The sequence below is a fragment of the Stenotrophomonas sp. STEN023 genome, from assembly GCF_056760135.1.
The window spans coordinates 1-10,409 of the sequence record NZ_JBRREF010000125.1 but is presented as its reverse complement, the minus strand read 5'-3'; the positions used below and the strand labels follow the sequence as shown (position 1 = coordinate 10,409).

General features: G+C 65.6%; 9 protein-coding genes. 5 read left to right on the top strand and 4 right to left on the bottom strand.

The genetic code is table 11. From position 1 onward, the window contains the following. The first annotated feature begins 367 nt into the window (after positions 1-367). The 4 genes from ACVOLV_RS21180 to ACVOLV_RS21165 are packed head-to-tail and all read left to right on the top strand — an operon-like array spanning position 368 to position 3,739. A complete protein-coding gene (locus ACVOLV_RS21180; protein WP_481556087.1) occupies positions 368-748 on the top strand; it encodes a copper resistance protein CopC in 381 nt (126 codons plus the stop codon). Positions 749-760: 12 nt separating this feature from the next. Next, positions 761-1,657, top strand: a complete 897-nt coding sequence (copD, locus tag ACVOLV_RS21175) for a copper homeostasis membrane protein CopD (protein ID WP_481556086.1) — start codon at positions 761-763, stop codon at positions 1,655-1,657. Positions 1,658-1,682: 25 nt separating this feature from the next. Beyond that, positions 1,683-2,375, top strand: a complete 693-nt coding sequence (locus ACVOLV_RS21170; RefSeq protein ID WP_481556085.1) for a heavy metal response regulator transcription factor — start codon at positions 1,683-1,685, stop codon at positions 2,373-2,375. Beyond that, on the top strand, positions 2,372-3,739 hold the full coding sequence (locus tag ACVOLV_RS21165; RefSeq protein ID WP_481556084.1) for a heavy metal sensor histidine kinase: 1,368 nt from the start codon (positions 2,372-2,374) through the stop codon (positions 3,737-3,739). Before ACVOLV_RS21170 ends, ACVOLV_RS21165 begins: the two co-directional genes overlap by 4 nt. An 18-nt stretch (positions 3,740-3,757) precedes the next feature. Here ACVOLV_RS21165 and ACVOLV_RS21160 read toward each other — a convergent pair whose 3' ends face one another. The 4 genes from ACVOLV_RS21160 to ACVOLV_RS21145 are packed head-to-tail and all read right to left on the bottom strand — an operon-like array spanning position 3,758 to position 7,884. Next, a complete protein-coding gene (locus ACVOLV_RS21160; RefSeq protein ID WP_481556083.1) occupies positions 3,758-4,417 on the bottom strand; it encodes a DUF2894 domain-containing protein in 660 nt (219 codons plus the stop codon). Beyond that, positions 4,414-5,064 carry an OmpA family protein gene (locus ACVOLV_RS21155; RefSeq protein ID WP_313172829.1) on the bottom strand — a complete coding sequence of 217 codons (651 nt, stop codon included), beginning with the start codon at positions 5,062-5,064 and terminating at the stop codon, positions 4,414-4,416. Before ACVOLV_RS21155 ends, ACVOLV_RS21160 begins: the two co-directional genes overlap by 4 nt. 5 nt (positions 5,065-5,069) lie before the next feature. After that, positions 5,070-7,157, bottom strand: coding sequence for a DUF802 domain-containing protein (locus tag ACVOLV_RS21150; RefSeq protein WP_481556082.1), 2,088 nt, complete (start codon positions 7,155-7,157; stop codon positions 5,070-5,072). A gap of 10 nt (positions 7,158-7,167) precedes the next feature. Continuing rightward, positions 7,168-7,884, bottom strand: a complete 717-nt coding sequence (locus ACVOLV_RS21145) for a DUF3348 domain-containing protein (protein ID WP_481556081.1) — start codon at positions 7,882-7,884, stop codon at positions 7,168-7,170. Between the two features lie 206 nt (positions 7,885-8,090). On the opposite strand from ACVOLV_RS21145, the gene ACVOLV_RS21140 reads away from it, so the two are divergent. Then, positions 8,091-10,310, top strand: a complete 2,220-nt coding sequence (locus ACVOLV_RS21140) for a TonB-dependent siderophore receptor (RefSeq protein WP_481556080.1) — start codon at positions 8,091-8,093, stop codon at positions 10,308-10,310. The last annotated feature ends 99 nt before the right edge of the window (positions 10,311-10,409 follow it).

Sequence of the window (10,409 nt, the reverse complement as noted above, 5' to 3'; positions counted from 1 at the left end):
AACCCGGGGGTCCTCGGGGGGGTTCCCTTTCGCCCTGGTGGGCCCGGGGGGGGGGGTCCCCGGGGGCGGTCTGGGGGTCCCCCCCCCCCCCCCCGACTCTCTCAGGGGCAGTCTCTGTTTGTGGGAGCGGCGCAAGCCGCGAAGCTGACAGTGTTGAAGTCGTGAGCAGCAGTGTCTCCTGGTGATGTATCTGCTTCGCGGCTTACGCCGCTCCCACAAACAAGCAGTCTGCTCGCCGTCGATGTAGCCCGGTTCGCGCAGTGCACTGCTTCCTAGCAACGGGTTTCTGACAGTTTCGTAATCTCCAGGTCAGGCCGATGACAGCTGAGCGCGCCTAGCCTGAGCACCTCTCTTGCAGGTGCCGGTCATGTCATTGCTCCGTCGTTTCTCTCTTTCCGCTGCCGCCGTGCTGCTGGCTGGCTTCTTCGCTACGGCCACGGCAATCGCGCATCCGCGGGCGCTGAGCTCCAGTCCTGCTGCCAACGCCGCCGTGGCCGCGCCAACCCAGATCGACGTGACCTTCAGCGAAGCCTTGCTCGCACGCGGCTCGCGCGCCGAGTTGTTCATGGGTCATGGCCGCTTGTGGATGAAGGTGGCCGTGGCGCCTGCGCAGGTACTTGCCGATGGCCGCACCCTGCGGACCGTGCCCAATGCACCGCTGGTGCCGGGCAACTATCGCCTGCAATGGCGCACGGTGGGATCGGACAGCCACCCGATGAGTGGCGAGCTCGATTTCAGCGTCAAGTAAGCAGGCCGGACGATGTCGGAACCCTTTGTCTACGCGCTGCGTTTCCTGTTGTATGTGGACCTGATGCTGCTGTTCGGCGTACCGCTGTTCGCGCGCAGTCAGCGGCTGGCGCCGCTGCTGGGCTGGCGCAGTTGGGGCGTGCTGCTGGCCATCGTTGGTCTGGTCATGGTGTTGCTGGACGCGACTTTGCGCGTATCCACCTTGCTCGACATCGCACCGGATGCATTGGGGGTAGATGATCTGGCCTGGTTCATCGGTGCCACCACCGCCGGTCGCGCCGCTCTGATCCGCGGCGCGGTGCTGGCCTTGCTGCTGCTCCTGTTGCTGCCACGGCGGCAGCACGCGCGTCAGCTGCTGCCACAGACAGCATTGGCCGCCATCGCGTTGGCCAGCCTTGCCTGGAACGGTCATGCCGGCGCGGGCGAGTACCTGCAAGGCTGGCCACGGCTGTCGGCGGGCATCGTCCACCTGCTTGCGGCCGGTGCGTGGCTGGGCGCCATCATGGCCTTGCTGAGCCTGTTGTGGCGCAGCCAGCAACAGCCACAAGGTGAACGCGCAGCGGCGCTGTTGGCCGGCCTGCGTGGTTTCGCGCTGCCCGGTACGGTCATCGTCGCGCTGCTGGCCATTACCGGCAGCATCAGCTACATCGATCTGGGTGGCGGCCTGGCCAGTTTGACCGGCACCCCCCATGGGCGCTGGCTGTCGTTCAAGCTGCTGTTGGTGGTCGGCATGCTGTTGTTGGCAGCTTTGCATCGCTGGCGGCTGGTGCCGGCTCTGGCTGCTGCGCTGCAGACCAGAGCAGCGCATCCATTGCGCGCGCTGCGCCGCAGCCTCGCGTTGGAAGCATTGCTGGCGCTGCTGGTGCTGGCATGTGTCGCCGTACTGGGTACGCTTGACCCCACCGCCTGAGCCAGCGCTGCTTCGAGGACCCGCAATGAAGTTGTTGATCGTCGAAGACGAACCCAAGACCGGCAGCTATCTGCGCCAAGGGCTTGAAGAGGCCGGCTATGTGGTGGATCTCGTTGCCGACGGCGTGGACGGGCTGCACCTGGCCAGCAGCGGCGACCATCAACTGCTGATCCTGGACGTGATGTTGCCGGGCATGGATGGCTGGAATGTACTGGCGCGGCTGCGTGATGCCGGCAATCCACTGCCGGTGTTGTTCCTGACCGCGCGCAGCAGCATTCCTGATCGCGTGCAGGGCCTGGAACTGGGTGCCGACGATTACCTGGTCAAGCCTTTCGCCTTCGTCGAATTGCTGGCGCGGGTGCGTACCTTGTTGCGTCGCGGCCAGGTTCAGCCGCAGGCGGAGCGCATCGTCATCGCCGATCTGGTGGTGGATACCCTGCGCCGCCGCGTGCAGCGTGGCGAGCGCCGCATCGCGCTCAGCCCGAAGGAGTACGCCTTGCTGGAACTGCTGGCGCGACGCCGTGGTGAGGTGCTGCCGCGCTCGCTGATCGCATCACAGGTATGGGACATGAACTTCGACAGTGATACCAACGTCATTGATGTCGCGGTACGCCGGCTGCGGGCCAAGATCGACGACGATTTCGCCGACAAGCTCATCGTTACCGTGCGCGGCATGGGCTATGTGCTGGAAGCGCCAGCCGCCGGTGACGATGCGTGACGCGGCGGCGCTCCACCGTCTGGCGGCTTACCGCACTGCTGGCCACGATCAGCGTGTTGGTAATGGCCGTGCTCGGCATCGCCATCGACCAGGCGGTACGGCACAACTTCAATGCCCTGGACCGCGCCGAGCTGGAGAACAAGGCGGCACTGATCAGCGATATGGCGGCTACCGTAGCGCCGCAGCAGCTAGGTCAACGGCTCGGTGAAGCCTTGGGTCACCATCCGGATATCGCCTTCTGGATCGGTGATGCCGAGGGCAATGCGCTGTTCTCCACCGCGCCGCCAAGCCTGCTGGCCTATGCGCGGCAGCATCCGCCGACTGCGCAGCTGCGACAGCAGCTGTGGCGTCTGCCAGACGACAACCGTTTCATCGTCCTGCATCTGCGCCAGATGCAGCAGGGCCGCCCGTTGACCTTGTTGTTGGCGATTGACGGTGCCCGCCACGCGCCGTTCCTGCGTGGCTTCCACCAGCTGCTTGCGGCCTGCATTGTGCTGGCGGCGGTGGCCAGCAGCCTGCTCGGCGGCTACGTGGTGCGGCGCACGTTGCGACCGCTGCAGAACTTGGCCGATGAAGCCAAGCAGATCACCACCGAGCATCTGGACCGGCGCCTGTCGGTGGGCGCGGCCCCGGCCGAGCTCGATCACCTTGCGCAGACCTTGAACAGCATGCTGACGCGGCTGCAGAACGATTTCGTGCGTCTGTCCGAATTCTCCGCCGACCTCAGCCATGAGTTGCGCACGCCGATCACCAATATGCTTACCCAGGTGCACGTGGTGCTGGCGCAGCCGCGTGACAACGCCGCCTATCGCGATGCGCTTGGTTCCTGCGCCGAGGAGATGCAGCGGTTGTCACGGACGGTGACGGACATGCTGTATCTGGCACAGGCGGAAACGGTGGATGCGTTGCCAACCCGGGAACGTGTGGCGATTGGCGGCTTGGTGGATACGCTGCTGGAGTTCTACGGTCTATTGGCCGAAGACAAACAAGTGTGCCTGCAGCGTGACGGCGATGCCGAACTGCAGGGAAACCGCCTGATGATCCACCGTGCCATCGCCAACCTGCTCTCCAACGCCATCCAGCATTGCCCGCCCGGCGGCGTGGTACAGATACGCATCCGCAGCAGCGATGGGCGCTGCAGCATCGAGGTCAGCAATCCCGGTGCGCCGATTCCTGCCGATGTGTTGCCACGATTGTTCGACCGCTTCTATCGCGCGGATCGTTCGCGCGGGCGCGGCCATGGTGAGGGTGCAGGCTTGGGTCTGGCGATCATCCGCGCCATCGCCCACGCGCATGGTGGGCAGGCGCAGGTTACTTCCACAGCACAAGGCACGGTGTTCAGTCTGCAGCTGCCGCTGGCATGAACGGTGCGCGTTGAAGCGCTAGGTCTTTTTGCGTTTGCCTGTGCTCGCGCGAGGAGGCTTGCGGGCGCTGGCGGCGCGGCCAGTGTTGCTTTGCGGACTGCTGGCGCCCAGTTGCTCCATCCACGTCAGTACGTCCACGTAGGCGATGAAGTGCTGCAGATACTCCGGCGACAGCTCCTGCATCAGCGCCATCGCACGATAGGTAAGCACACTGGAGTTCAGCGGACCTGCATCTGCTGGCAACGAGTCCAGACACTGACGTAGCAGGCTGTCGATGCGGATGCGGCTCCATAGCTGCTGGAATTCATCCAGTGCCGGCATCAGCGCTGCTTCGTTGTTGTCGCCAGTGTTGCTGCCGCCAGCTGCCGCGTTGGAGTTGCTCAACGGTAACTGGTATTGCAGTGGATCTGCTTCCAGCTGCAGCAGCAGCGACTGCAGGGGGCTTCCAGCGCTGGTCTTTGCTGCATGCTCCGCAACGTCAACAGCAACAAGCTGCGCATACGCGTCGATCAACTGCGACAGACGCACATCCAACTGCTGGCGTGCGCTGCCGCTGTAACGTTGCGCGCGCTGCGCCAGCGCCGCGATCAGCTCGAAACGCGGCGGATCGAAACGATCGGAACTGCTCTCGCGCCATGCCTGCAGCTGTGCAAGTGCTGCCGAATCAGCGGGCATCATTGCGCGGCATCGGCCTTGCCGTCCTGCTTGGGACGCGGGATCGGTGCGATCTCGACGCGACGGTTCTTGGCGCGGCCCGCTTCGTCATCGTTGCTGCTGACCGGCTGCTCGGCACCGAAGGCAGCGGCGAACACCGACTGCGACGGCACGCCATCGGCAATCAGGGTGCGGGTGACGGTGAGCGCGCGCGCGGCGGACAGCTCCAGGTTGTCGGCGAAGCGGCCATTGACCACACGCACCGGCTGGTTGTCGGTGAAGCCGCTGACCATCAGGATTTCCTCGCGTGCACCCAGATAGTCCCGCAACGGCGCGGCGATGCTCTGCAGCAGCTCGCGGCCTTCCGGTTGCAGCTGGTCGGAGTTGAGTGCGAACAACACGCTGCCGCTGATGCCGATGCGCCCATTGATCACGGTGACGCGGCCAGCGGCCAACGGTGCAGCCAGGGCCTGTTCCAAGGTCTTCAGCTTGGCGGTCTGCTCCTGGCGTTGCTTGACCTCTTCATCCAGGCGGTTATGCAACAGCAACTGGATGCCGATCACGCTGGCCAGGATCAGCACGAAGGCGCCTAGCAGCACCGACATCAGGTCGCCGAACGCGGCCCAGGTGGTGGCGCTGGATTCGGCGTCGAATTCGATTTCGTCGCTCATCGCGCTCAGGCTCCGGCGTTGTCGCGGGCTTCGGCCAGCTGCTGCAGCTCACCGATGATCTGCTTCTGCGAGAGCATGCTCAGGTCCACCACTTCGCGCGCCTGCGCGACGTAGTAGGCCAGCTGCTCGTCGCTGCGGGCCAGTGACTTGTCCAGCGCGCTTTCGATCAATTGCAGGCGCTCGTTCAAGGCTGCGGTGGATTGGCCGAACAGCTGCACGGCGCTGCCGAAGGCATCGCCCAGGCTGGCCATCTCGACCGCGCTGGCAGTGACATTGGCGGCGGCGTGGTCGAGCTTGCTGGTCTCGCTTTCGAGCTGATTGCTGAAGCGGCTGCCGACGCGTTCAAGCAGATCAGCCGAGGTGCTGACCAAGGCATCTACCGCGCTGCGTTGCTCGGTCGATGCGTGGTTGACAGCGCCGAGCAGGGTTTCCAGCGTGGACAGCAGATGGCTGCGTTCTTCCAGCATGGCGGTGTCGCGGACCATGCTGTCGGACAGCTTCTGGCGCAGCTCGGCAACCACTTCGGCAGCGGCGCGCGGTGCTTCGGAAGCGGTTTGGACGAGTCGCGAGATCTCGGCGATGGTGTCGCGGGCCTGCGTCTGCTGCTGTTCGCTCATGGCCTGCGTGGTCTGCGCCAGGCTGTCGCAGATCTGCTGCTGGCGCTGCGCGACAGCCTCGCCATTGCGCTGCCAGCTGCTGTCCAGCGTGCTGACCATCGCCGACAGACTCTGCGACCACTGGCCCAGGCGCTGTTCGTCGCGTTCGGCGAACGCGCTCTGCAGTTGTTCTTGCGATTGCTGCAGCGAAGACAGCAGCGACTGCGCGTGTTGTTCAAACGCAGACGACGCTGCCAGCAAGGCCTGCTCGTTGCGCTGCGCCAGTTCGCCATGCGCGCTGTGCTGCTTCGCCAATGCATCGCGCCACGCTTCGGCGGTACGGCCGACGTTGTCTTCCATGCGCGCGGCGACGCCGTCGATCAGGCTGCTGGAGCGCTGTTCGAAGCTGCTGCCGAACTGTGCGAGCGCCTGCTGCAGCTGTTCGGTCAGCGCGCTGTTGCTGCGCTGCTGTTGCTCCAGTGCGCTGTTCCAGCTGCTGCCCGCAGTTGCGGCCGCACTCTGCACGGCTGCGTTGATGCCTTCCAGTTGCTTGTGCACGGCGCTGTCGATGCTGGCGTGCAGCGCATTGGACTTGTCAGCAAGCCCGGCCATGGTCGCGTCGACGACCGGCTGCAGCGCGGCGCCAACCGCATTGGCCTGCTGGGTGATGCCGGCCTGCATCGATTGCTGCAGCGATGCCGCCAGCTGCGTATAGGCCGCTTCGGTGCGCTGGTGGAACTCCTGCTGGCTGGCCTGCAGGCGTTCGTTGTTGGCCTGGTGCTGCTGTTCCAGGCTGCCCATCATGGCTTGCAGGCGCTCGACCAGGGTCGGCATCAGCGCGTTCTGTTCCTGCAGCAGGCGGAAGGTCTCGCCGCGCTGGAAACTCTGCGAATGCATGCGCAGCTGGCTGGCGATGCCGGCATCCAGTTCCTGCACGGCCTGCGCGCGCTCACGACGCAGTAGCGCCGACAGCAGGCCGAGTGCGGCTGAACTGGCAACACCGGCGATCGAGGTGCCGAAGGCAAAACCAAGCCCCTTGACCGGTGCGGCCAACGAGCTGCGGATCGCATCCAGATCGGTGGCGCTTTCCAGCGCCAGGCCGGTGCCACGCAGGGTGGCCATCATGCCGAGCAGGGTGCCGAGCATGCCCAGCAACACCAGCAGGCCGACCAGGTATGGGGTCAGTGCAGGTGCGGGCAGACCGACGCGCTCGCCCTGTACGCGCAGCCGCACCGGACCACGCAGGCCCGGCTGCAGGCGGCTGAGCCAGCCGTCGAGGTTGTCTGCCGCTTCACCGATGGATGGCAAGGCCTGTTGCAAGGTGCTGGTGGCCTGGCGGTAACGGAACAGTTCCACCGCGCCGGCCAGATAGCAGGCAGCGATGACCGCGGCGACCACCGCCGCCAGCGGATGGGTGCCGGCATAGCCGATGCCGATCCAGCACACGGCCAGCAGGCCAACAAGGAAGACAACGACTGCAACGAGGTTTCTGGACATGAGGTACGGATTACCGGGTGCGTAGCGCTGCAAGCAGGCCATCGATGGGGTGGAAACGGACATCCAGTTCGGCCAGCAGCGCGATGCGCAGGTCTTGCCGGAACGTGGCCAGCCAGGGGCCGGTGGGTGCCGCGGTGGGATCCGATGCGGCTGCATCGGCGGGGTCGTGCGCGGCGGCGTCGTGCAGCCGTTGGTAGTGCTGGCCGAGCAGGGCCGGCACATGGGAAAGCAGGCTGTGTTCGCGCGGGCTGAGGGTGGCTTCCATCACCGCGTCGACTTCGGCCAGGCGCGCCTTGGACGCGGACTGCCGGGCCAGCATGTCACGCAGGCGGCCGCGCAGGCGGCCGCTGGCGGTCTGCATGGCACGTTGCTGGTTCAGGTAGTGCTGGCGGTAGGGGGCGAAGCCGGGCGGCAGCTCGGCGTCGGCAGGCGCTGGGTTGCGTGGCGGGCTGAGGTCGATGTCGGCCTGGATGGCTTCCATCAACTTGGTTCGCACATTGGCGTATTCGGCATCCTGCGCCGGATCGTAGGCAGCACCGGGTTCGGGCTCCGGCGGTGGGTTGTCCAGCGCCTTGGACAGGGTGATGGCACGGTTCCAGTCGAACCACTGCGCCAGCCGCTCCGGCACCGCAGGCGCCGCAGGGGATGCTCCCTCGTCATTGAAGCGGGCCAGCAGGCGAATGAACGCCGGGCCCAGAACGGGCGCCCGTTCGGATGCTTTCGCCATGGTCCTGACTAAAAATTGGCCATTTTACATGCTGGCGCAAAGCGCGCCTTGGGCCGGGTATTCAGGCCTTCGCCAACGGCACCAGCGTGGCTGGCAGAACAGCCAGTGCCAGCCATGTTGTTGAGAATGGTTATTATTTACTATAATCGACGTATCAGCCGCTGCCCGGGCAGTCAGCCAATACTTCTGTCTGTGCAGGTTGATCCGTGTCCCTCCCCCGTATTTCTGCCGGCCTCCGTCCGGCCTTGTTGTCTCTTGCCGTCGTCTCGGCCCTGTTCCCGCTTGCTGTAGTCGCCGCCGAAGCTGATGCGGCGCCGGCTGCCGACGCGCAGACCCTGGATGCGGTGCGGGTCAATGCCTACCGCACCACCGGCCACACCTCCGGTGCGACCAAGACCGATACCGCCATCGCCGAAACCGCACAGTCGGTATCGGTGATCGCGCGCGAGGAACTGGACGCACGCGGCGTGCAGAACCTCAACGAGGCGATGCGCTACGTGGCCGGTGTGTCGCTGGAAAGCAGCGGCATCGACAACCGCGTCGATGACTTCCGCATCCGCGGCTTCGATGCCGGCAGCTGGGCCAACAACGTCACCATCGACGGCATGCGCGCGCCGCAGGGCAGCCAGTGGAACCGCAGCATGGTCGACAGCTGGAACCTGGATCGGGTGGAAGTGCTCAAGGGCCCATCCGCAGTGATGTACGGGCAGGTGGCTCCGGGCGGCATGGTCAACCAGGTCAGCAAGACGCCGATGCCCGACCAGCAGCAGGTGCTGCGCCTGGGCATTGATGGCAACGGCCAGTACAGCAGTGCCTTCGACGTCGGCACCGGCAGCGACGACAACCGCCACCTGCTGCGTCTGGTCGGCCTGTACCGCGACGGCCAGACCCAGATCGACCGCACCGAGCAGCAGCACTGGTTCCTGGCGCCCAGTTACACCTTCCAGATCGCCGAGCGCACGCGCCTGACCCTGCTCGGCCTGTACCAGAAGGACGACGGTGGCTCGACCTACCAGTTCCTGCCGATGGCCGGCACGCTGCGGCCCACTGCCTACGGCTACATGAAGAACACCACCTTCATCGGCGAGCCCAACTGGAATACCTTCGACCGCACCATCTGGACCGCCGGCTACCTGTTCGAACACAGCTTCAACAACAACTGGACCCTGAGCCAGAGTGCGCGCCATACCAATGTCGAATCGGTGTTCCGTTCGGTGGTGACCAATGGCGCCCTCAACGCCGATGGCCGCACCCAGAAGCGCCGCGCAACCTGGGGTGAAGGCGACTCCAAGGGCGAGACCGTCGATACCCGCCTGACCGGCAAATTCAGCACCGGCGTTGCCGAGCACACCGTGCTGTTCGGCGTGGACTGGCAGAAGGCCGACTGGACCGGCGCGCGCGGCGCGATGACCAATCCGGCCGACATCGACATCTTCAATCCGGTCTATACCAACTACGTGCCGGTCACCACCAGCATCAGTTACAGCGGCGGCATCAACCGCCAGACCGGCGTCTACCTGCAGGACCAGATCGCCATCGACAAGTGGCGCCTGACCTTCGGCGGCCGCCACGACTGGACCAGGGACGACACCTGGACCCAGGCGTATACGGTGGCCACCAACACCTACCGCGCGGTGGTGCCGACCAAGGTCAAGGACAAGGCATTCACCGGCAACGCCGGCATCCTGTACGTGGCCGACAACGGCCTGACCCCGTACCTGAGCTACGCCGAGTCGTTCCAGCCGGCAGCCACCAACGTCAACATGAGTTACACGCAGACGCCGTTCGACCCGGTGACCGGCAAGCAGTGGGAGGCAGGGCTGAAGTATCAGCCGGCTTCGTTCGATGGCCTGCTGACGCTGTCGGCCTACGACCTGCGCCAGCAGAACATCGTCACCAACGATCCGATCAAATCGCATAACACCTGCGGTGCCGCCGGCAATGCCGATTGCCAGGTGCAGGACGGCGAAGGTCGCGTGCGCGGCGCCGAGCTGGAAGGGCGCATCACCCCGCTGCAAGGCTTCAGCGTGATCGGTGCGGCCAGCTGGATGGACTCGGAAGTCACCCGCAGCAACAACGGCTATACCGGCAAGCAGCTGGCGATGGTGCCGGACTGGACGGCGGCATTGTGGGCCGATTACACCTTCCTCGCCGGTGGCTTGGAAGGCCTGAGCCTTGCCGCCGGCGTGCGTTACAACGGCCGCAGCTACGGCGACAGCGCCAACCTCTACCTGATTCCGTCGTACACCTTGTGGGATGCCGCCATCCGCTATGACGCCGGCCAGCACGGTGCGGTCGGCACGCAGTTCGCGCTCAACCTGAGCAACCTCGCCGACAAGCGTTTCGTCTCCACCTGCAGCGGTGTGTCGTCCTGCTACTACGGCACCGGCCGCACCATCACCGCCACCGCACGTTTCAGTTGGTGATCCGTGCGCGGGGGCGGGGGGGTCGGGGCGGCGGCGCCCCCGCGTGGGCCGCGCACTGGCCGGCCCGGGGGACCAACCCGATCCCCCGGGCGGGCGGCC

Excerpts from the sequence above, each read along its gene's own strand:
- ACVOLV_RS21170 (WP_481556085.1), top strand. The coding sequence starts at position 1,683 with ATGAAGTTGTTGATCGTCGAAGACGAACCCAAGACCGGCAGCTATCTG.
- ACVOLV_RS21145 (WP_481556081.1), bottom strand. The coding sequence starts at position 7,884 with ATGGCGAAAGCATCCGAACGGGCGCCCGTTCTGGGCCCGGCGTTCATT.
- ACVOLV_RS21180 (WP_481556087.1), top strand. The coding sequence starts at position 368 with ATGTCATTGCTCCGTCGTTTCTCTCTTTCCGCTGCCGCCGTGCTGCTG.
- ACVOLV_RS21160 (WP_481556083.1), bottom strand. The coding sequence starts at position 4,417 with ATGATGCCCGCTGATTCGGCAGCACTTGCACAGCTGCAGGCATGGCGC.
- ACVOLV_RS21155 (WP_313172829.1), bottom strand. The coding sequence starts at position 5,064 with ATGAGCGACGAAATCGAATTCGACGCCGAATCCAGCGCCACCACCTGG.
- copD (WP_481556086.1), top strand. The coding sequence starts at position 761 with ATGTCGGAACCCTTTGTCTACGCGCTGCGTTTCCTGTTGTATGTGGAC.
- ACVOLV_RS21150 (WP_481556082.1), bottom strand. The coding sequence starts at position 7,157 with ATGTCCAGAAACCTCGTTGCAGTCGTTGTCTTCCTTGTTGGCCTGCTG.